General features: G+C 57.5%; 22 protein-coding genes. 21 read left to right on the forward strand and 1 reads right to left on the reverse strand.

Annotated elements, in window-relative coordinates; all coding sequences use genetic code 11:
• Nucleotides 1-7: 7 nt before the first annotated feature.
• Genes ACUY4S_RS08625 through cobT form a run of 18 tightly spaced genes read left to right on the forward strand, consistent with a single transcriptional unit; the run spans nucleotide 8 to nucleotide 14,137 of the window.
• Nucleotides 8-640 carry a cobalt-precorrin-8 methylmutase gene (locus ACUY4S_RS08625; protein WP_458022618.1) on the forward strand — a complete coding sequence of 211 codons (633 nt, stop codon included), beginning with the start codon at nucleotides 8-10 and terminating at the stop codon, nucleotides 638-640.
• Nucleotides 637-1,776, forward strand: a complete 1,140-nt coding sequence (gene cbiD / locus ACUY4S_RS08630; RefSeq protein WP_312687638.1) for a cobalt-precorrin-5B (C(1))-methyltransferase CbiD — start codon at nucleotides 637-639, stop codon at nucleotides 1,774-1,776. Before ACUY4S_RS08625 ends, cbiD begins: the two co-directional genes overlap by 4 nt.
• Nucleotides 1,770-2,375, forward strand: coding sequence for a precorrin-6y C5,15-methyltransferase (decarboxylating) subunit CbiE (gene cbiE, locus ACUY4S_RS08635; protein ID WP_312687637.1), 606 nt, complete (start codon nucleotides 1,770-1,772; stop codon nucleotides 2,373-2,375). The genes cbiD and cbiE overlap by 7 nt, the downstream gene beginning before the upstream one ends.
• Entirely contained in the window at nucleotides 2,365-2,934 is a 570-nt protein-coding gene (locus tag ACUY4S_RS08640; protein ID WP_312687635.1) for a decarboxylating cobalt-precorrin-6B (C(15))-methyltransferase, read from the forward strand. Before cbiE ends, ACUY4S_RS08640 begins: the two co-directional genes overlap by 11 nt.
• Nucleotides 2,927-3,700, forward strand: coding sequence for a cobalt-precorrin-4 methyltransferase (locus ACUY4S_RS08645; RefSeq protein ID WP_458022617.1), 774 nt, complete (start codon nucleotides 2,927-2,929; stop codon nucleotides 3,698-3,700). The genes ACUY4S_RS08640 and ACUY4S_RS08645 overlap by 8 nt, the downstream gene beginning before the upstream one ends.
• Nucleotides 3,681-4,736 carry a cobalt-precorrin 5A hydrolase gene (gene cbiG / locus ACUY4S_RS08650; protein WP_458022616.1) on the forward strand — a complete coding sequence of 352 codons (1,056 nt, stop codon included), beginning with the start codon at nucleotides 3,681-3,683 and terminating at the stop codon, nucleotides 4,734-4,736. The genes ACUY4S_RS08645 and cbiG overlap by 20 nt, the downstream gene beginning before the upstream one ends.
• Nucleotides 4,736-5,461, forward strand: a complete 726-nt coding sequence (locus ACUY4S_RS08655) for a precorrin-3B C(17)-methyltransferase (protein ID WP_312687630.1) — start codon at nucleotides 4,736-4,738, stop codon at nucleotides 5,459-5,461. The genes cbiG and ACUY4S_RS08655 overlap by 1 nt, the downstream gene beginning before the upstream one ends.
• Complete coding sequence (locus ACUY4S_RS08660; protein ID WP_458022615.1) at nucleotides 5,461-6,243, forward strand: cobalt-precorrin-6A reductase; 783 nt, start codon at nucleotides 5,461-5,463, stop codon at nucleotides 6,241-6,243. Before ACUY4S_RS08655 ends, ACUY4S_RS08660 begins: the two co-directional genes overlap by 1 nt.
• A gap of 10 nt (nucleotides 6,244-6,253) precedes the next feature.
• Nucleotides 6,254-7,048 (forward strand): sirohydrochlorin cobaltochelatase, encoded by a 795-nt coding sequence (gene cbiK / locus ACUY4S_RS08665; protein ID WP_312687626.1) that lies wholly within the window; start codon nucleotides 6,254-6,256, stop codon nucleotides 7,046-7,048.
• Complete coding sequence (locus tag ACUY4S_RS08670; protein ID WP_458022614.1) at nucleotides 7,045-7,752, forward strand: cobalt-factor II C(20)-methyltransferase; 708 nt, start codon at nucleotides 7,045-7,047, stop codon at nucleotides 7,750-7,752. The genes cbiK and ACUY4S_RS08670 overlap by 4 nt, the downstream gene beginning before the upstream one ends.
• A complete protein-coding gene (gene cbiM / locus ACUY4S_RS08675; RefSeq protein WP_458022613.1) occupies nucleotides 7,749-8,483 on the forward strand; it encodes a cobalt ECF transporter S component CbiM in 735 nt (244 codons plus the stop codon). The genes ACUY4S_RS08670 and cbiM overlap by 4 nt, the downstream gene beginning before the upstream one ends.
• A gap of 1 nt (nucleotide 8,484) precedes the next feature.
• Nucleotides 8,485-8,766 carry an energy-coupling factor ABC transporter substrate-binding protein gene (locus ACUY4S_RS08680; RefSeq protein WP_312687619.1) on the forward strand — a complete coding sequence of 94 codons (282 nt, stop codon included), beginning with the start codon at nucleotides 8,485-8,487 and terminating at the stop codon, nucleotides 8,764-8,766.
• Entirely contained in the window at nucleotides 8,750-9,430 is a 681-nt protein-coding gene (locus ACUY4S_RS08685; protein WP_458022650.1) for an energy-coupling factor ABC transporter transmembrane protein, read from the forward strand. The genes ACUY4S_RS08680 and ACUY4S_RS08685 overlap by 17 nt, the downstream gene beginning before the upstream one ends.
• A gap of 9 nt (nucleotides 9,431-9,439) precedes the next feature.
• A complete protein-coding gene (locus tag ACUY4S_RS08690) occupies nucleotides 9,440-10,255 on the forward strand; it encodes an energy-coupling factor ABC transporter ATP-binding protein (RefSeq protein WP_312687616.1) in 816 nt (271 codons plus the stop codon).
• Entirely contained in the window at nucleotides 10,252-11,775 is a 1,524-nt protein-coding gene (locus ACUY4S_RS08695) for a cobyric acid synthase (protein WP_458022612.1), read from the forward strand. The genes ACUY4S_RS08690 and ACUY4S_RS08695 overlap by 4 nt, the downstream gene beginning before the upstream one ends.
• A complete protein-coding gene (cobU, locus tag ACUY4S_RS08700; RefSeq protein WP_458022611.1) occupies nucleotides 11,769-12,314 on the forward strand; it encodes a bifunctional adenosylcobinamide kinase/adenosylcobinamide-phosphate guanylyltransferase in 546 nt (181 codons plus the stop codon). The genes ACUY4S_RS08695 and cobU overlap by 7 nt, the downstream gene beginning before the upstream one ends.
• A complete protein-coding gene (gene cobS, locus ACUY4S_RS08705) occupies nucleotides 12,311-13,051 on the forward strand; it encodes an adenosylcobinamide-GDP ribazoletransferase (RefSeq protein ID WP_312687610.1) in 741 nt (246 codons plus the stop codon). The genes cobU and cobS overlap by 4 nt, the downstream gene beginning before the upstream one ends.
• Before the next feature lie 27 nt (nucleotides 13,052-13,078).
• Nucleotides 13,079-14,137, forward strand: coding sequence for a nicotinate-nucleotide--dimethylbenzimidazole phosphoribosyltransferase (gene cobT / locus ACUY4S_RS08710; RefSeq protein ID WP_458022610.1), 1,059 nt, complete (start codon nucleotides 13,079-13,081; stop codon nucleotides 14,135-14,137).
• A gap of 32 nt (nucleotides 14,138-14,169) precedes the next feature.
• On the opposite strand, the gene ACUY4S_RS08715 is transcribed toward cobT, so the two are convergent.
• Nucleotides 14,170-14,499, reverse strand: a complete 330-nt coding sequence (locus ACUY4S_RS08715) for an ArsR/SmtB family transcription factor (protein WP_312687608.1) — start codon at nucleotides 14,497-14,499, stop codon at nucleotides 14,170-14,172.
• Between the two features lie 238 nt (nucleotides 14,500-14,737).
• On the opposite strand from ACUY4S_RS08715, the gene fusA reads away from it, so the two are divergent.
• From fusA to ACUY4S_RS08730, 3 genes are all read left to right on the forward strand, one after another.
• Nucleotides 14,738-16,840, forward strand: coding sequence for an elongation factor G (gene fusA, locus ACUY4S_RS08720; protein ID WP_458022609.1), 2,103 nt, complete (start codon nucleotides 14,738-14,740; stop codon nucleotides 16,838-16,840).
• A gap of 192 nt (nucleotides 16,841-17,032) precedes the next feature.
• On the forward strand, nucleotides 17,033-17,974 hold the full coding sequence (gene ldtA / locus ACUY4S_RS08725; protein ID WP_458022608.1) for a L,D-transpeptidase: 942 nt from the start codon (nucleotides 17,033-17,035) through the stop codon (nucleotides 17,972-17,974).
• Between the two features lie 296 nt (nucleotides 17,975-18,270).
• On the forward strand, nucleotides 18,271-19,701 hold the full coding sequence (locus ACUY4S_RS08730) for an efflux transporter outer membrane subunit (RefSeq protein ID WP_458022607.1): 1,431 nt from the start codon (nucleotides 18,271-18,273) through the stop codon (nucleotides 19,699-19,701).
• The last annotated feature ends 15 nt before the right edge of the window (nucleotides 19,702-19,716 follow it).

A 19,716-nucleotide genomic window follows, 5' to 3' on the forward strand; every position in this document is an offset into this window, starting at 1 on the left:
AAAACAGATGGATTACTTGCAGCAACCGCAGGCTATTGAAGCCAGGAGTTTTGTCATCATTGGCGACATCATTACCCAAACCCGCCCGGAATACCGCTTTGCCAGCCCACTGCATGAAGCCGTGATCAAACGGGTGATCCACACCACTGCCGATTTTGACTGGCTGGACATCCTGTGGTTTTCCGCCGACGCGCTGGAAGGCCTGTGCAGCGCCATTACCCGCGGCTGCACGCTCTATACCGATACCACCATGGCGCTCTCCGGCATTAACAAAACGCTGCTGGCGCACTTTGGCGGGGAAGTACGCTGCTATATCTCCGATCCGCGCGTGGTGCGCCGTGCCAAAGCGGACGGCATCACACGTTCAATGGCGGCAGTCGATTTAGCGTTGGGTGAAGAGGGCGAAAAAGTTTTTGTCTTCGGTAATGCGCCGACAGCGCTGTTTCGTCTGCTCGAACACCAGGCGCAAGTTAGCGGCGTGGTGGGCGTACCGGTCGGTTTTGTTGGCGCGGAAGAGTCGAAAGAGGCGCTGGTTGCAAGCGGTTTACCCGCCATTGCCGCCCGTGGGCGCAAAGGGGGCAGCAACGTTGCGGCGGCCATCATCAATGCGCTGCTCTACCAGTTGCGGGAGGCACAATGAGCGAACCGGCGTTTGATGCTCCGGTGTGGCATAACGGAAAAGCACTTCGCAAAGGTTATACCACCGGGTCCTGCGCCACGGCGGCCGCGAAAGTCGCCGCGCTGATGGTGCTGCGTCAGCACATCATCCATCAGGTTTCCATTGTCACGCCCTCTGGCGTCACCTTGCATCTCAACGTGGAGTCGCCTCATATCGAAGGGCAACAAGCCCTGGCCGCGATACGCAAAGATGGCGGTGACGATGTGGATGCGACTCACGGCATGCTGATTTTTGCCCGTGTGGCGTTAAACGACAGCGGGGACATAACGCTGCGTGGCGGCGAAGGCGTAGGGCGAGTTACCCGCAAAGGCATCGGCCTTGCGATAGGCGAAGCGGCGATCAATCGCACGCCGCGGCAGACCATTGAAGCCGCTGTCCGCGAGGTGATTGGCCCGACACGTGGCGCTGAGGTGGAAATTTTCGCCCCGGAAGGGGAAGCGCGGGCAAAGAAAACCTACAACGGGCGGCTTGGTATTCTGGGTGGCATTTCGATTATCGGCACGACCGGCATTGTCACGCCCATGTCGGAAGAGAGCTGGAAACGGTCACTGTCGCTGGAGCTGGAACTGAAACGCGCAGCCGGCATGGAGCGGGTGATTCTGGTTCCCGGCAACCACGGCGAACGCTTTGCCCGTGAGCAGCTTGGCGTGTCGGGCGAGCTTGTGGTGACAATGAGTAACTTCGTTGGCTACATGATTGAAGAGGCGGTACGGCTCGGGTTCAGGCAGGTCGTCCTGATTGGCCACCCCGGCAAACTGGTGAAAATTGCCGCCGGGATCTTCCATACCCACAGCCATATTGCCGACGCACGTATGGAAACCCTGGTGGCGCATCTGGCTCTTCTCGGCGCTCCTCACGCGTTACTGCTGGCCGTGAGCGAATGCGACACCACTGAAGCGGCGATGGAGCATATCGACGCGGCCGGATTCAGTCACCTTTACGATCGCCTGGCAACGCGCATTTGTCAGCGTATAGAGCAGATGCTGCGTTTCACCCGCCAGCCGCCACAATGCGATGCCGTGATGTTCTCCTTTGATAACACGGTGCTGGGCAGCAACCGCCCGCTGGAAACTATCGCAAGGGAGCTGCAATGTTAACCGTCGCAGGAATGGGGCCAGGCAACCTTGCCTTAATGACGCCCGCAGCTTTAGACGCCGTAGCCCAGGCGGACGTGCTGGTCGGCGGAAAGCGCCATCTGGCGCAGTTTCCCGCTTTCGGTGGTGAGAAACGTGCGCTGGATGCGGATATCCCCGGTTTACTGACCTGGCTGGAGCAGCAAGCCGCCCGCCGTGTGGTGGTGCTGGCGTCTGGCGACCCGCTGCTGTATGGCATTGGCACCCGTCTGGTGGCGCATTTTGGCATTCAACGGCTGCGCATCATTCCTGGCATTAGCGCCGCTCAGTATCTCTGCTCACGCACGGGGATTGATATGAACGACATCTGGCTTACCAGCAGCCACGGGCGCGACGTGGATTTTGCGCGGCTTGTGCGTGAGCGAAAAGTGGCGATGGTCACCGACGCGCACTGTGGCCCGAAAGCCATTGCCGATGCCCTGATTGCGCGTGGCGCGGCAGATCGCTGGCTGGTGATCGGTGAAAACCTGGGCATGGACAATGAGCGTATCCACCGGGTACGCCCGGCGGATGTCCTGGAGCAATACGCGATGAATGTGGTGGTGATCCTCAATGAAAGATGAGCTGTTTATTCGTGGCGAAAAAGTGCCGATGACCAAAGAAGCGGTACGTGCGCTGGCGCTGTCGAAACTGGCACTGCAGCATGCGCACCACTTGATTGATATCGGGGCGGGGACGGGCAGCGTCTCGATTGAGGCGGCGCTAACGCACCCACAACTGCGGGTCACGGCCATTGAACGTAACCCCGCGGCGCTCGGTTTACTGGAAGAGAACTGTCTGCGTTTTGCCTGCCGCAATATCGCCATTGTGGCCGGGGTTGCGCCACTGTTTGTCGATCAGACCGCAGACGCCGTATTCATGGGCGGCAGCGGCGGCAATCTGACGCAACTGATTGACTGGTCTTTGGCGCAGTTGCACCCCGGTGGTCGATTAGTGATGACTTTTATTTTGCAGGAGAACCTCAACACCGCGCTGGCGCACCTGGCCTCTTGCCCGGTAATCGCGCTGGATTGCCAGCAAATTCAGGTTTCGCTGCTGACCGGGCTTGGCAGCGGTCACTACTTTAAACCCCATAATCCCGTTTTTTTGATTTCCTGCGAAAAGGAGAAGCGCCATGGCTGACAACATGTCGGCAAGCACTGTGTGGTTTGTTGGTGCCGGGCCGGGCGACAAGGAGTTGATCACCCTCAAAGGGTATCGACTGCTGCAACAGGCGCAGGTGGTGATTTACGCCGGATCGCTGATCAATACCGAACTGCTGACCTATTGCCCGCCGGGAGCGGAGTGCCATGACAGCGCGGAACTGCACCTTGAACAAATTATTGACCTGATGGAAGCCGGGGTGAAACAAGGCAAAGTGGTGGTGCGCCTGCAAACCGGCGATGTGTCGCTGTATGGATCCGTTCGCGAACAGGGTGAAGTATTAACCCGCCGTGGCATTGACTGGCAGGTGGTGCCGGGGGTTAGCGCATTTTTGGGCGCAGCAGCAGAACTGGGGGTCGAGTACACCGTCCCGGAAGTGTCACAAAGCCTGATTATCACCCGGCTGGAAGGGCGCACCCCGGTCCCGCCGTGCGAACAACTGGAAGCCTTTGCCCGCCATCAGACCTCAATGGCTATCTACCTCTCCGTGCAGCGCATTCATCGCGTGGCGGAGCGCTTAATCGAAGGCGGTTACCCGCCGAACACACCGGTGGCGGTGATCTATAAAGCCACCTGGCCGGAGAGCCAGACCGTGCGCGGCACGCTGGCGGATATTGGTGACAAGGTTCGCGAGGCCGGGATCCGCAAAACCGCGTTGATCCTCGTCGGCGCATTTCTCGGTGAGGAGTACCACTACTCCCGACTCTACGCGGCGGACTTTAGCCATGAATACCGTAAAGCCTGACTCTGTTGCGCTGTTCTGCCTGACGCCAGGCGGCAAGGCGCTGGCTGAACGCCTGAAACCGGCGCTGCCTGTGACCTGTTTTACCAGCGAAGCGCTGCACTCGCCAGGATTTGTTGCTTTTGACGGCGGCTTTGCTCACGCCCTGCGCGAGGCATTTCGCCACGCTTCGGCAATCATTTTCATTGGCGCGACCGGCATTGCCGTGCGCGTTCTCGCGCCGCTGGTGAACGACAAATTTAGCGATCCGGCGGTGATCGTTATTGATGAGCGGGGCCAGCATGTGATTAGCCTGCTCTCCGGTCACTACGGCGGCGCAAATGCACTGGCGCGTTACCTGGCCGGGGTACTGGGGGCCGATCCGGTGATCACCACCGCGACCGATGTCAATGAAATGGCGGCACTGGACATGCTGGCCATTCAGTTGGATGCGCGTATGGCGGATTTACGCCCGGCGGTGAAAGAAGTCAACCACATGCTGGTGAGCGGTAAACGCGTTGGCTTGTGGTGCGAAAAGGCGCTGCAAGAAGAGCTCGACAGGTGCGATACGCGCGGGTTTATACCTGTGGCAGATCTCAGCGTGCTACCCGAACTGGATGGCCTTGTCTGCGTTACCACCCAGGCGACATTACCTGCGTCTGGCGTGCCACTTTACAAACTGGTGCCAAAACGGGTGGTTGCCGGCATTGGCTGCCGTCGTAATACGCCGTTTGAACTGCTCCTGACGTTGCTACAACGGCAGTTGCTGGCGCACCACTTCGATCCGCTGGCGCTGCGTGCCATCGGCAGCATCACCCTGAAAAAGGATGAGCACGGGCTAAACGCGCTGGCGCAGCGGTTGCACGTACCGTTCGAGGTTTTTACTGCCGAGGCGCTGCGTCAGCATGAGCACCATTTTCCCGCTTCAGACTTCGTGCGGCAAGCCGCCGGGGTCGGCAGCGTGTCCGGCCCGGCCGCATGGCTCATGTGCCAGGGGCACAGGGTGGGCGAAACCCTGCGTGAGCAGGGCGTGACTATTACTTTGGGAGTATCACACTGATGTTAACCGTAATCGGGATTGGCCCGGGCTCGCAGGCGATGATGACCATGGAGGCCGTGGAAGCCTTGCAGGCGGCGGAGATTGTCGTCGGTTATAAAACGTATACCCATCTGGTGAAGGCGTTTACCGGCGATAAGCAGGTGATCAAAACCGGCATGTGCAAAGAGATTGAGCGCTGCCAGGCAGCCATTGAACTGGCGCAAGCCGGGCACAACGTGGCGTTGATCAGCAGCGGCGACGCTGGCATTTACGGCATGGCCGGGCTGGTGCTGGAACTGGTCAGTAAGCAGCAACTGGATGTGGAGGTGCGTCTGGTGCCGGGCATGACCGCCAGTATTGCCGCCGCTGCGCTGCTGGGTGCGCCGTTAATGCACGACTTTTGTCACATCAGCCTCAGCGATCTGATGACGCCCTGGTCGGTGATTGAAAAACGCATTGTTGCTGCCGGTGAAGCAGATTTTGTTATCTGTTTCTACAACCCGCGTAGTCGTGGTCGCGAAGGCCACCTTGCGCGGGCATTTGAATTGCTGGCGGCCAGCAAAAGCGCCAGTACCCCGGTTGGGGTAGTGAAATCCGCTGGTCGTAAAAAAGAAGAGAAATGGCTGACCACACTGGGCGACATGGATTTTGCCCCGGTGGATATGACCAGCCTGGTGATCGTCGGCAACCGCGCGACCTATGTGCAAAACGGCCTGATGATCACCCCCAGGGGGTACACCTTGTGATGGCCGGAGAAGTACTGGTGATTGGCGGCACCAGCGACGCACGCCATATCTGCCAGCAACTGGATGCGTCCGGGGTGTCGTATACCTTATCGGTGGCGACACCGACCGGGCAGCAACTTGCCGGAAATATTCGTGGTCAGGTGCGTTGCGGTCGTCTGGACATGCACGACATGGTGGCCTGGTTGCAACAAAACCGCACACGCTGGGTGATCGACGCCTCTCACCCGTATGCCGACGTCGTGAGCCGCAATATTGCGCTGGCCTGCGCGCAGGCAAAGGTGCTGTTAAGCCGTTATCAGCGACCGGAACAACAGCCGGATTTTGCCCACCCTCTGCTGTTTAACGTCGCCACCCTGGAAGCCGCGTGTGACAAAGCCCGCGAGCTGGGGGAGCGCGTTTTGTTGACCACCGGCAGTAAAGATCTGGCGCGCTGGCGGGCTGGTCTGCCCGGCAAAACGCTGTTGGCGCGCGTGTTGCCAGTGCCGGATGTTCTGGCGCAGTGCGCAGCGTTGGGGTTTGGCGTCGGCGAAATCTTCGCGCTCTGCGGCCCGTTCAGCGCGGAATTTAACGCGGCCTTTTACCGCCAGTCCCGGGTTGACGTGATGATCACCAAAGCCTCGGGGGCAGAAGGGGGGTATCTGGAAAAGGTTTTGCCCGCGCTGGATGCTGGCATCCCGTGCATTGTAATTGCCCGCCCGCAGCCTGCGGTGATGGGGGAGGAGTTACTCGAGAGTCAGGACGCATTTTCGCAGCGTTTGCGGCGCTGGCTGGCGGCACAGTGAAGGAGAAAACATGAAAAAAGCACTTCTGGTAGTGAGTTTCGGCACCAGTTATCACGATACCTGTGAGAAAAACATCGTCGCCTGCGAACGTGAACTGGCGGCCAGTTGCCCGGATCGCACGCTTTTTCGCGCGTTTACCTCCGGCATGATCATTCGCAAACTGAAGCAGCGCGACAATGTGCATATCGACACGCCACTGGAGGCGCTGCAAAAGCTGGCGGATGCCGGTTATCAGGATGTGGCGATCCAGTCGCTGCACATTATCAACGGTGATGAATATGAAAAAATCGTCCGTGAAGTTCAGGCGCTGCGCCCGCTGTTTCAGCGGCTGGTGATTGGCGCACCGCTGCTCAGCAGCCATGACGATTACCTGCATCTGATGCAGGCGCTTTCACGCCAGATGCCGATGATTGGCCACGATGAGCGCGTGGTATTTATGGGGCATGGCGCCAGCCATCACGCCTTTTCTGCCTACGCCTGCCTTGACCATATGATGGCAGCGCACCGCTTCCCCGCGCGGGTTGGCGCGGTGGAAAGCTACCCGGAAATCGATCAACTGATTGACGAGCTGCGCCATCAGGACGTTAAGGCCGTGCATTTAATGCCGTTGATGCTGGTTGCGGGCGATCACGCGATTAACGACATGGCATCGGAGGATGACGATTCTTGGAAAACGCAATTTGAACGGGTTGGCATCGCCGCCACGCCATGGCTGCAAGGACTGGGGGAAAATGCCGACGTACGGGCGATGTTTGTTGATCATCTGCAACAAGCGCTGGCACAGAAAATGGAGGCCGCAGCATGAGCGGTAAGCTTTACGCCTTGAGCACCGGGCCAGGCGCAGCCGATCTGATCACCGTGCGCGGCGCACGCCTTCTTGGGCAGCTCGATGTGCTCTACGCCCCCGCCGGGCGCAAAGGCGGCGACAGCCAGGCGTTGTCAATTGTGCGTGAATACCTGGGTGAACAGACGGAAGTACGCTGTTGCCACTTCCCCATGAGCGCCGACAGCGCGGAAAAAGAAGCCGTGTGGAATGACGTTGCCACTGCGATGAACGCAGACGTGCAGGCCGGAAAGCAGGTCGGTTTTATCACCCTTGGCGATGCCATGTTGTTCAGCACCTGGGTGTTTTTGCTGCAACGTCTGCCGCACCTTGAATTACTGGAAATTGTTCCGGGGGTGACGTCGTTTGCCGCCATTGCGGCCCGCACACAGATGCCGCTGGCGATGGAGCAACAGTCGCTGGGCGTTATCTCCTGTACCGCTCCCGAGACGGACATTCGCCAGGCGTTGCACCATCACGACAGCCTGGTGTTGATGAAAGTGTATGGCCGCTTTGGACGCATCAAAGCATTGCTGATGGAAGCCGGTTTGCTCGACTGCGCGCTGATGATGGCCGAAGCGACACTGCCGGGGGAACAATGCTGGCGGCAGCTCGGTGAGGTCAGCGACGACCAGCCGCTACCCTATTTTTCCACTATCCTGGTGAATAAAGGAGTGAAGGGATGATCGCGCAAGGTCTGAAACGGCTGTCATTCAGCGGCCTGGCGGCAGCGTTGCTGCTGATGGTGGTGCCGCAAGAAGCGTTTGCCATGCACATCATGGAGGGGTTTTTGCCGCCCTTGTGGGCGCTGGCATGGTGGATGCTGTTTCTGCCGTGCCTGTGGTACGGGCTGGTGTGTCTGCGCCGCATTGTGGCGGAAGATAACAACCAGAAAGTGCTGCTGGCGCTGTGTGGTGCGTTTATTTTTGTCCTGTCGGCGTTAAAAATCCCCTCGGTAACGGGCAGTTGTTCGCACCCTACTGGCGTTGGCCTGGCGGTGATTATGTTTGGCCCCGGCGTCGTGGCGGTGTTGGGCGCGATTGTGCTGCTGTTCCAGGCGCTGTTGCTGGCGCACGGTGGCCTGACAACGCTTGGCGCAAACGGTATGTCGATGGCGGTAATTGGCCCGGTGATGGGTTACCTGGTGTGGAAACTGGCCTGCCGCGCGAGGGTTCGCCGCGATGTGGCGGTGTTCCTTTGCGCCATGCTGGCGGATCTGGTGACTTACTTTGTTACGTCAGTACAGCTTGGGGTGGCCTTTCCGGACCCGCAACAGGGCGCCAGCGGATCGATCGTCAAATTTATGGGTATCTTCTGCCTGACGCAAATCCCGATTGCTCTCGCTGAAGGATTACTGACGGTGATGATTTACGAGCAGCTTACGAAACGTCAGCTGCTGAGCGTGCGGGGGCATTAAGGTGAAAAAAACAGTGATGTTACTGGCAATGGTGGTGGCGCTGATGGTATTGCCCTTTTTTATTAATCACGGCGGTGAATATGGCGGCGCTGACGGTGAGGCAGAAAGCCAGATCCTGGCCCTTGCTCCGCATTATCAACCGTGGTTCCAGCCCCTGTACGAACCCGCCAGCGGTGAGATCGAAAGCCTGTTGTTCACCCTGCAGGGTTCGATTGGTGCAGCGGTGATTTTCTACATCCTTGGCTATATGAAAGGCAGGCAGCGTGATCGCGACCGCGCTTGATCGGCTTAGTTACCAGAGCCGCTGGTATGCGGTGGCACCCGAGCGTAAGTTACTGTTCTGGCTGGTAATAATGGCACTGGCATTGACCCTGCCGCCGTTTGGGCAGGCTATGTTGCTGGCGCTACTGGCGGCTTTCACCTGCTGGCTGCTGCGCATCTCGCTGCGGCGCTGGCTACGCTGGATGGCGATCCCGATTGGTTTTTTGCTGGTGGGTGTGGTGACCATCCTGTTCAGCATTACCCCCGAACCGCAACAGGTGATATTCGGCGTGCAGATGGGCAGTGTGTGGCTGGGGGTGACGCCGGAAGGGCTGGCGGCGGCGAACGGCACGCTGTGGCGCAGTCTGGCTGCGCTGGCAGCCACGTTCTGGCTGGTGCTGAATTTACCTTTCCCGCAATTGATCCTGCTACTGAAACGTGGGCGTGTGCCGCGTCTGTTGACCGAGCAAATCCTGCTGACCTGGCGTTTTATCTTTATTCTGCTGGACGAAGCGGCGGCGATCCACCGGGCGCAGACGCTGCGTTTTGGCTACCGAACCCTGCCGCAGGGTTACCGTTCGCTGGCGATGCTGGTTGGTCTGTTATTTACCCGCGTGCTGTTGCGTTATAAAGCGATGGCGATCACGCTGGATATCAAACTTTATCAGGGTGATTTTCACCTGTAAGGATATGGCATGCTGGTCACCGATAACCTGTGGTTCAGTTACCAGGATGAACCGACGCTGAAAGGGTTGACCCTCGACTTTTCCCGCCAGCCGGTCACCGGCCTGGTGGGAGCCAATGGCTGCGGCAAATCGACGCTGTTTATGAACCTGAGCGGCATTTTGCGCCCGCAACAAGGGGCAGTGTTGTGGCAGGGTAAACCGCTGGACTACAGCAAGCGTGGCTTGCTGGCGTTGCGCCAGCAAGTGGCAACGGTATTTCAGGATCCCGATCAGCAAATTTTTTATACCGATATCGACAGTGACATAGCCTTTAGCCTGCGTAACATTGGCGTACCGGAAGAGGATATTGCCCACCGCGTTGACGATGCGCTGACGCTGGTCGATGCGCACTCTTTCCGCCAACAGCCGATTCAGTGCCTGAGCCATGGGCAGAAAAAACGTGTCGCTATCGCTGGTGCGCTGGTATTACAGGCGCACTATTTGCTGCTGGATGAGCCGACCGCCGGGCTGGATCCTGCCGGGCGAACCCAGATGATAAACATCATTCGGCGTATTGTGGCGCAGGGCAATCATGTGGTGATTTCCAGCCATGACATTGATTTGATTTATGAAATCTGCGATGCAGTGTATGTGCTGCGTCGCGGAGAATCGCTGGCGCAGGGGACGCCGGGCGACGTATTTGCCCGCCGGGCGTTGATTGAAGCGGCCGGTCTGACACAGCCCTGGCTGGTGAAACTGCACAGCGAGCTGGGAATGCCGCTGTGCAAAAGCGAAGATGAATTTTTTGCCCGGATGCGGGCAATGCCGGTTAAGGAGGCGTCATGACGCAGGCAATTATGCTGCAAGGCACCGCGTCGGATGTGGGCAAGAGCGTGCTGGTCGCGGGGTTGTGCCGTATTTTTTATCAGGATGGGCGAAAGACCGCGCCGTTTAAATCGCAGAACATGGCGCTGAATTCCGGCATAACACCGGAGGGCCAGGAGATGGGGCGTGCACAAATTTTCCAGGCTGAAGCGGCAGGTATTGAACCGGATGTGCGCATGAACCCGGTGTTACTGAAACCGACCAGCGACAGGAAAGCGCAGGTGGTGCTAATGGGTAAAGTCGCCACCAATATGGACGCCGTAAGCTATCACGCCTATAAACCCCGCTTGCGCGAGCAAATTATTGGGGTGTACCAAAGCCTTGCAAGCGAGTATGACGTGCTGGTACTGGAAGGGGCTGGCAGCCCGGCGGAGATTAACCTGCGCGATCGCGATATCGTTAATATGGGCATGGCAGAAATGGCAGGGTGCCCGGTGATCCTGGTGGCAGATATCGACCGGGGCGGCGTTTTTGCCGCGATTTACGGTACGCTGGCGTTGTTGCAGGAGCATGAGCGCTGGCGCGTGAAAGGGGTCATCATCAATAAATTTCGCGGCGATGAGGCGCTGTTAACCCCCGGCATTCAGCAGATCGAAGCGTTGACGGGCGTCCCGGTCATTGGCGTGATGCCGTGGCTGGATGTCGACCTCGAAGATGAGGACGGCGTGGCATTACAACGCGGCAAATACCTGCTTAGCCACGAGCGGGCACTGGATATCGCGGTTGTTCAACTGCCGCATATCGCTAATTTTACCGATTTTAATGCGCTCGCGGCCCAGCCGGATGTTCGCGTGCATTATGCCCGCACCGCCGAGGCGCTGTGCACCGCCGACCTGATTATTCTGCCAGGCAGTAAAAATACGCTGGGCGATCTCAACTGGTTACGGGAAAGCGGGCTGGCAAAAGCGGTGCTTGATGCCCACCGCGCCGGTGTGCCGGTGATCGGCGTGTGTGGTGGTTACCAAATGCTCGGCGAAACCATCATCGATGAGGTGGAGTCCACGCTGGGTACCCAACCAGGGCTGGGATTACTGGAGACGGTCACCCGGTTTGCCCGTGACAAAACCACGATCCGCGTAGAGGCTTGCATGCATGCCTCGTTGCCCGGCTGGCTGGCTTGTTGCAACGGACTGGCGCTGCGCGGCTACGAAATTCACATGGGCGAAACTACCCTGCACAGCGACTGCCAGCCCGCATTGTGGCTGCACAAAAATGGCCACCATGTGGCGGATGGCGCGGTGAGTGCCGACGGGCAGGTGTGGGGGACTTACGTGCACGGTCTGTTCGACAACGATGCGTTTACCCGCGCATTGCTGAACGGCCTGCGCCAGCGTAAAGGACTGCCACCGCTGGACGTAGCGCTGAATTATGCGCACTACAAAGCGCAGCAGTTTGATATTCTCGCCAGCGCCATGCGCAAGCATGTCGATATTGAACGCATTTACCAGATTATGCAGCAGCATCAGGAGCCAGCATGTTAACCCTTGTTACCGGCGGTGCGCGCAGCGGCAAAAGTCGCCATTCGGAGTCGCTGGTTGCCCATGCCACCAGCGTGTTGTACATCGCTACTTCGCAAATTTTCGATGCGGAAATGGCGGCGCGTATCCAGCATCACCGGGAAGACCGCCCGACCCACTGGCGCACCGAGGAGCGCTGGCAACAGCTGGCAGAGATTATTACCCCGCGAAATAACCCCGATGAAGCCGTGCTGCTGGAGTGCATCACCACTCTGGTGACCAATCTGCTGTTTGCCTTTGGCGAAGGTGAAGAGGTCGGGAACTGGGATTACGTTGCGCTGGAAGCCCGCGTGCAGCAAGAGATCGACGCATTGCTTGCCGCCTGTGCGGCCTGCCCGTCGCCCGTGGTGCTGGTAACCAATGAAGTCGGAATGGGCATTGTGCCGGAAAACCGCCTGGCGCGGCACTTCCGGGACATTGCCGGGCGCGTCAATCAACGGCTGGCACAGGCGGCAGATGACGTGTGGCTGGTGGTGTCGGGTATTGGAGTCAAAATCAAATGATCAAATTGTTCTTCGCCACGCTGTCGTTTATCAGCCGTTTACCGGTACCCGGCCGTTGTGTTCAGGGGCTGGATGTGGCGGATTATGTGCGCGGCATTGTGACCTTTCCGCTGGTGGGCGTGCTACTCGGTGCGTTAAGTGGCGGGGTACTGGTGGTGTTGCAACCCTGGTGTGGCGCGCCGCTGGCAGCTTTGTTTGCGGTGCTGACGCTGGCGTTATTAACGGGCGGTTTCCACCTGGATGGTCTGGCCGATACCTGCGATGGCGTTTTTTCCGCCAGGCGGCGGGAAAAGATGCTGGAAATCATGCGTGACAGTCGTCTCGGCACACATGGCGGTCTGGCGCTGGTCTTTGTGCTGGTGGCGAAAATCCTTGTGCTCAGTGAACTGCAATTGCGTGATAGCGCCATGATCGCCTCGCTCGCCGCAGCCTGTGCCGTGGGGCGCGGCGGCTCGGTGTTACTGATGTTCGGCCATCGTTATGCCCGTGAAGAGGGGCTGGGAAACCTGTTTATTGGGAAGGTTTCGGGCAAAGACACCCTGATCACCTTGATCCTCACCGCGTTGATTGTGGCCGGGCTACTCGGCGGTAAAGGCGTTGTGGCACTGCTGGTGACGCTGGCGGCGCTGTTTTTGCTTGGGCTGCTGCTCAAACGAACGCTCGGTGGGCAGACCGGCGACACGTTAGGGGCGGCGATTGAGCTGGGCGAACTGATTTTTCTTCTGGTGCTGTTATAAACAGCACGCAACATAATGAGAAACACCATGCAGACTTTGACGACTTTACTGGCTGGGATCCCCGCGCCCGATGATGTGGCAATGGCACAGGCACAGCAGCATCTTGATGGCTTACTGAAGCCCGTGGGCAGCCTGGGGAGGCTGGAGGCATTAGCCGTCCAGCTGGCGGGGATGCCCGGGCTGAACGGGTTACCGCGAATGCGCGAAAAAGCGATCGTGGTGATGTGCGCCGACCATGGCGTCTGGCATGAAGGGGTGACCGTTTCTCCTCGCGTGGTGACAGCCATTCAGGCGGCAAATATGACCCACGCGACGACTGGCGTCTGCGTTCTGGCCGCGCAGGCCGGGGCGAAAGTGCATGTGCTGGATGTCGGTATTGATGCCGATCCCATTCCCGGCCTGGTCAATATGAAAGTGGCGCGCGGCAGCGGCAATATCGCCACTGGCCCGGCAATGAGTGCGCAACAAGCGGAAGCGCTGCTGCTGGAAACGGTTCACTATACCCGTGAACTGGCGCAGCAAGGGGTGACCCTGTTTGGCGTGGGTGAACTGGGTATGGCGAACACCACGCCAGCGGCAGCCATCGTCAGCGTGTTGACTGGGGAGGCGCCGGGATCCGTGGTGGGTATTGGCGCGAATCTGCCGGAATCCTTGCTGGGGCACAAGGCGGCGGTAGTGCGTAACGCAATAGCAGTTAACCAGCCCGATGCGGCGAACGGGCTTGATGTGCTGGCGAAAGTCGGCGGTTATGATCTGCTGGGCATGGCCGGGGTGATGCTGGGAGCGGCCTCCTGCGGGTTGCCCGTGGTGCTGGACGGTTTCCTCTCCTACGCGTCGGCGCTGGCCGCGTGCAGGATTGCCCCACAGGTAAAACCGTATCTGATCCCCTCACACCTCTCCGCCGAGAAAGGCGCGCGTGTTGCGCTCGAACATCTTGGCCTCGAGCCGTATCTCAATATGGGGATGCGTTTAGGGGAAGGCAGCGGCGCAGCGCTGGCGATGCAACTGGTGGATGCCGCCTGCGCCATTTACCACAACATGGGCACGCTTGCAGACAGTAATATTGTGTTGCCAGAGGGTAAATAACCCGTCTTAACTTTCTGATAATAATGTATTTATCAGGCCTGATCATCCGGCATACTGCCGCGCGCCATCGCCTGTAACAGGGTATCCAGCAAGCCGGGGAAACAGATATCCAGGTCTTCCCGGCGCAGTGAAATCATATTTTCCCGCCCCTGCGGGCGCTGCCACACCACACCGCTATCGCGCAATACGCGCCAGTGATGGGTCATGGTCGATTTCGCCACATCGTCCGGGCGCAGCGCATTACAGCTCAGTTCACTGCCGTCGGCCAGCCGCTTTATGATCGCCAGCCGCAGGGGGTTGCCAAGGGCCAATAGCACATTTTCAAGGCGAAATTGTTCACGTTCTGGGTGGTTAGCGATCATCATTTTCCTGTAGTGGCGGGTACGCGGCAGACATCAATTGCGGACCGCATCGGCGGCTGGGCCGGTACTATACGCAAACTGTATGGCGAAAGCCACGACGTCAATCGTTACGCCATCAATCGTAATAATAGCAAAAATAGTTCGAATATACTCGTACTGTTGTACTATCATAGATGCCGTGAATGAAACGCGGCCAATTCCGGCCGCGAACAAACAGTCAAATGACTAAGGACGCATCATGCCCCGACCCATTCCTCTCGAACGTTATCGCAACATCGGTATCTCCGCGCATATCGATGCCGGTAAAACAACCACCACGGAACGCATCCTGTTTTACACCGGGATGAGCCACAAACTGGGGGAAGTACACGATGGCGCGGCAACAACCGACTGGATGGCGCAGGAGCAGGAACGCGGCATTACCATTACTTCGGCTGCGGTAAGCTGCTTCTGGCCCGGTATGGACCGCGGTTATGAGCCCCATCGCATCAATATTATTGATACCCCAGGGCACGTGGATTTCACGATTGAAGTGGAACGTTCTATGCGGGTACTCGATGGCGCAGTGATGGTGTATGACTCCGTTGGCGGCGTGCAGCCGCAGTCGGAAACCGTATGGCGTCAGGCCAATAAATATCATGTGCCGCGTCTCGCCTTTGTCAACAAAATGGATCGCCCCGGCGCGGACTTCTTCCGCGTGGTGCAGATGATGGTCGACCGGCTGAAAGCCAACCCGGTGCCGATTGTTATTCCGATTGGCGCAGAAGAGCACTTCACTGGCGTGGTGGATCTGATCAAAATGCGCGAAATCATCTGGGATGATGCCACGCAGGGGATGACATTCAGCTACGGCCCGGTGCCGGACGAGTTGCTGGTAACGGCACAGGTGTGGCGTGAAAAAATGATCGCTGCCGCCGCTGAAGCCAGCGAGACATTGATGGATAAATATCTGGAAACGGGTTCGCTGGATGAGGCCGAGATTATCGAAGGTCTGCGTAAACGCACCATTGCGGGTGAGATCCAGCCGATGTTGTGTGGCAGTGCGTTTAAAAACAAAGGCGTTCAACGCATGCTGGATGCGGTCGTCGAGCTAATGCCTTCGCCGCTGGATATTCCTGCCATTCAGGGCGTGGATGAAAAAGGCCGGGTGGCTGAACGTCATGCCAGCGATGACGAGCCGTTCTCGGCGCTGGCATTCAAACTGATGACCGACCCGTATGTAGGCCAGTTGACCTTTATCCGCGTCTATTCCGGCGTGCTGAAAAAAGGGGATGCTGTCTACAACCCGGTCAAAGGTAAGAAAGAGCGCATTGGGCGTATTGTGCAGATGCATGCCAACGATCGCCACGAAGTGGACGAACTGCGCGCAGGCGATATAGCCGCCTGTGTCGGACTGAAGGACGTCACAACGGGCGACACGTTAAGTGACCCGGATACGGTGATCACCCTGGAACGGATGGAGTTTCCGGAGCCAGTGATTTCGCTGGCCATTGAACCGAAAACAAAAGCGGACCAGGAAAAGATGGGCATTGCGCTGCAACGACTGGCCGCTGAAGATCCGTCGTTCCGTCTGCATACTGACGAAGAGTCTGGCCAGACGATCATTTCCGGCATGGGTGAGTTGCACCTGGAAATTATCGTTGATCGGATGAAACGTGAATTCGGCGTGGAGGCGAACATTGGTCGCCCGCAGGTGACTTACCGTGAAACGTTACGCAAAACGGTAAAAGATATTGAAGGCAAATTTGTCCGCCAGTCCGGTGGTAAAGGGCAATATGGGCATGTGGTATTAACACTTGAGCCGCAGGCACCGGGAACGGGCTTTGTATTTGAAGATGCCACCAAGGGCGGCGTGGTGCCGCGCGAGTATATTCCCTCGGTGGAAAAAGGCCTGCGCGAAGCCATGAATAACGGCGTGCTGGCGGGCTATCCGGTTGTCGATGTGAAAGCGATCCTGACATTTGGTTCCTATCACGATGTTGACTCCTCGGAAATGGCCTTCCGTATGGCGGCGATTTTTGGCTTTAAAGAGGGGGCGCGTAAAGCGGACCCGGCGATCCTTGAACCGGTGATGCACGTAGAAGTGGAAACGCCGGAAGAGTACGCCGGTAACATTATGGGCGATCTCTCCTCACGGCGCGGAATGGTGCAGGGCATGGAAGAGCGCTTTGGTAGCCAGATTATTCGGGCAGATGTGCCGCTGGCAGAAATGTTTGGCTACTCCACCACGCTGCGTTCCATGTCGCAGGGGCGTGCAACCTACAGCATGGAGTTCCACCACTACGCGGAGGCGCCGCGCAACGTGGCAGACGATATTATCGCGAGCCGCACCAAAGCCTGACGCATAAGCGACAAAACCCAAACCCCGCTTCGGCGGGGTTTTTATTGTGATCGCTTTCTCGTCCTGACCGAACATCCTGTGTCGTGCATGTTTTTTTGACGCACCAGGCGGGTAACGCCCTGTAAAAAGGGAGAAAAAGGATAAAGCGGGCTATGATATACACATCTTTGCGGTGCCCGAGGAAAGGAACTGATGCGTCGAATTCAATTTTTGTTTTGCCTGTTGGCCCTGCTCTGCGCGTCCCGTGTGCTGGCAGTTAGTTACCCGTTGCCGCCGGAAGGTAGCCGACTGGTGGGCAACCCGCAAATTATCACGGTTCCGCCGGGTAATACGCTGCCGCTGGAAGCTTTCGCGGCGCAATACGGTCAGGGGCTGAGCAATATGCTGGAAGCGAACCCGGACGTCGATCCGTTCCTGCCCAAATCGGGGTCGCAACTGACCATACCGCAGCAAATCATCCTGCCCGCTACCGTGCGAGAAGGCATCGTGGTGAATGTGGCCGAAATGCGCCTCTACTATTACCCGAAAGAGAGCAACACGGTGGAGATTTTACCCATCGGTATTGGCCAGGCCGGGCGAGAAACGCCGCGCAACTGGGTGACGGCGGTCGAGCGTAAGCAGGAAGGGCCGACCTGGAGCCCAACGCCGAATACCCGGCGTGAATATGCCAAAGAGGGGAAAACCCTGCCGGCGTTTGTACCCGCCGGGCCGGATAACCCGATGGGGCTGTACGCCATCTATATTGGTAAGCTCTACGCCATTCACGGCACCAATTCGAATTTTGGTATCGGGCTGCGCGTCAGCCAGGGCTGTATCCGCCTGCGAAACGCAGACATTCAATATTTGTTTGATAACGTGCCTGTGGGGACCAGGGTGCAGATTATCGATCAGCCGGTAAAAACCACCCTCGAACCGGATGGGAGCCGCTGGATTGAAGTCCATGAACCGTTGTCGCGCAACCGCGCGGAGTTTGAATCGACCAATAAAGTGCCGCTGCCCATGTCGCCGGTGCTACGCGCCGCGATGCAGGGTGAAGGGGTGGATGCGAACCGGGCAACTGAAGCGCTCGAACGTCGTTCCGGCATGCCGGTGAATATCAGCACGCTGCAGGTAACCAAGAGCGGTCACTTATAATTTGGTGATACAGGAATACATTTACCCGAATGAAAAAATATTCATTCGGGTTTTATTGTCATCCCTAAATCGTCTCCCCGGGAGGGAGGTTTAATTTTTTAGACATATCCTGAAAAATAAACTTCACAAAATGGAGTAAATACGTTTTCTTTGTGTTTTATTTTGGGTGCTGTCTTTCGGTAAATAGAAAATTCTACTTTTAAGCACTAAAGGATAACCTCTCAGCCTGTATTTAAACGGTAGGATGTCAATAATAGTTAAATCTAAAATCTATGACATTCGCAGGGCAATCCATAATGAACATTTATCCGCAGGGGAAGATATTCAGCCTGTCGATTCTGACGGTGTTAATTTTAAGCGGCTGTGCCACATCTGAAGGTTTAAACACCCGCAATAAAATGTTAAATGCAAAAACGTTGCAGGCAAATGAGACGTTATCTGGCGTGCAATTCAGCCCGGCCAGATGGCCGCAGCGCAACGTGTGGCAAAGCTTTAACGATCCGCAACTTAATGCACTTATCCGCGACGGACTGGCCTCGAGCCCGACACTGCAGGAAGCCAACGCACGTGCCGACAAGGCCAATGCCTCTGTCACCGCCGCACGGGCGGCGCAGATGCCGGACATCAATATGGATGCCAGCCTTACCCGCTCCCGGGTGGCAAAAGTTGATGACCCCTTATTGGAAGGTAAAAATTACAGCACGCTGCGTACCACGTCGCTAGGTGCCAGTTATATGCTCGATTTATGGGGTGGGAAAAAAGCCGCCTGGGAAGCGGCATTAGGTAATGCTAAAGCCAGCGAACTGGATAAACAAGCTGCCAGTCTGAGCTTATCGGCAAATATTGCCCGTGCGTGGAATAATCTGAATACTGCGTGGAAATTAGAAAAAATAGCCGCAGCTAATGCCGGGCGGCTGAAGAAGATCAGTGAAATACAGCGCCAGTTTTATCAGGGCGGTCTTTCACCGGAGTATCAATACAAACAGGCGCTGGCAAATAATAATGATGCACAGGCCACCTGGTTGCAGACGCAAGAAAATGTGACTACTGCCGGAATTAAATTATCGACCCTGGTGGGGAAAGGCCCGGATTACTGGCGGTATTTAAAACCTGCCGAACAAAATATTACAGCGCAAGATACGTTGCCGTCGGTCATTCCGGCGGAATTAGTCGGGCGTAGACCGGATGTGGTGGCAGCACGCTGGCGCGTAGAGGCGGCAGAAAAGCAAATCACGGCGACGAAAACCGCGTTCTACCCGAACATTAACCTGGTGGCAGAAGCCGGGACACGTAACCTGCTGGGCGATGCTTTCGTTGGCGCGCCCAGCCAGTTCTTCAACGTTGGCCCGACGCTATCATTACCCATTTTCGATGGCGGCAAACGCCGGGCGGATCTGGCCAGCAGTAACGCCGACTGGGATATCGCGGTCGCGCATTATAACAGCCTGCTGGTTTCAGCCATTGGCGATATCAGCACCACGATTGTGAGAATGAAGTCGCTGGAGCAGCAACGGGTGCAAAACGAAGAGGCCGATAAGCTGGCGCACAGTGCCTGGGATGATGTTTCTGCACAGTTTAAAGCCGGTATCCGCCCGTGGCTGGATGTGCTGTCGCTACAGGATCAGTTGCTCGCTTCCGATCGCAACCTGGTACAAATGAACGCTGACATCATGGATCAAAACATCCTATTGATTGAACAACTGGGTGGCGGAGTGGTGACCCGGTAGGCAGGTTGGTCAATT

The sequence above is a fragment of the Kosakonia beeri genome, assembly GCF_054165705.1.

Coding starts and splice junctions, on each gene's coding strand:
- ACUY4S_RS08625 (WP_458022618.1), top strand. CDS start 8: ATGGATTACTTGCAGCAACCGCAGGCTATTGAAGCCAGGAGTTTTGTC.
- cbiD (WP_312687638.1), top strand. CDS start 637: ATGAGCGAACCGGCGTTTGATGCTCCGGTGTGGCATAACGGAAAAGCA.
- cbiE (WP_312687637.1), top strand. CDS start 1,770: ATGTTAACCGTCGCAGGAATGGGGCCAGGCAACCTTGCCTTAATGACG.
- ACUY4S_RS08640 (WP_312687635.1), top strand. CDS start 2,365: ATGAAAGATGAGCTGTTTATTCGTGGCGAAAAAGTGCCGATGACCAAA.
- ACUY4S_RS08645 (WP_458022617.1), top strand. CDS start 2,927: ATGGCTGACAACATGTCGGCAAGCACTGTGTGGTTTGTTGGTGCCGGG.
- cbiG (WP_458022616.1), top strand. CDS start 3,681: ATGAATACCGTAAAGCCTGACTCTGTTGCGCTGTTCTGCCTGACGCCA.
- ACUY4S_RS08655 (WP_312687630.1), top strand. CDS start 4,736: ATGTTAACCGTAATCGGGATTGGCCCGGGCTCGCAGGCGATGATGACC.
- ACUY4S_RS08660 (WP_458022615.1), top strand. CDS start 5,461: ATGGCCGGAGAAGTACTGGTGATTGGCGGCACCAGCGACGCACGCCAT.
- cbiK (WP_312687626.1), top strand. CDS start 6,254: ATGAAAAAAGCACTTCTGGTAGTGAGTTTCGGCACCAGTTATCACGAT.
- ACUY4S_RS08670 (WP_458022614.1), top strand. CDS start 7,045: ATGAGCGGTAAGCTTTACGCCTTGAGCACCGGGCCAGGCGCAGCCGAT.
- cbiM (WP_458022613.1), top strand. CDS start 7,749: ATGATCGCGCAAGGTCTGAAACGGCTGTCATTCAGCGGCCTGGCGGCA.
- ACUY4S_RS08690 (WP_312687616.1), top strand. CDS start 9,440: ATGCTGGTCACCGATAACCTGTGGTTCAGTTACCAGGATGAACCGACG.
- ACUY4S_RS08695 (WP_458022612.1), top strand. CDS start 10,252: ATGACGCAGGCAATTATGCTGCAAGGCACCGCGTCGGATGTGGGCAAG.
- cobU (WP_458022611.1), top strand. CDS start 11,769: ATGTTAACCCTTGTTACCGGCGGTGCGCGCAGCGGCAAAAGTCGCCAT.
- cobS (WP_312687610.1), top strand. CDS start 12,311: ATGATCAAATTGTTCTTCGCCACGCTGTCGTTTATCAGCCGTTTACCG.
- cobT (WP_458022610.1), top strand. CDS start 13,079: ATGCAGACTTTGACGACTTTACTGGCTGGGATCCCCGCGCCCGATGAT.
- ACUY4S_RS08715 (WP_312687608.1), bottom strand. CDS start 14,499: ATGATCGCTAACCACCCAGAACGTGAACAATTTCGCCTTGAAAATGTG.
- fusA (WP_458022609.1), top strand. CDS start 14,738: ATGCCCCGACCCATTCCTCTCGAACGTTATCGCAACATCGGTATCTCC.
- ldtA (WP_458022608.1), top strand. CDS start 17,033: ATGCGTCGAATTCAATTTTTGTTTTGCCTGTTGGCCCTGCTCTGCGCG.
- ACUY4S_RS08730 (WP_458022607.1), top strand. CDS start 18,271: ATGAACATTTATCCGCAGGGGAAGATATTCAGCCTGTCGATTCTGACG.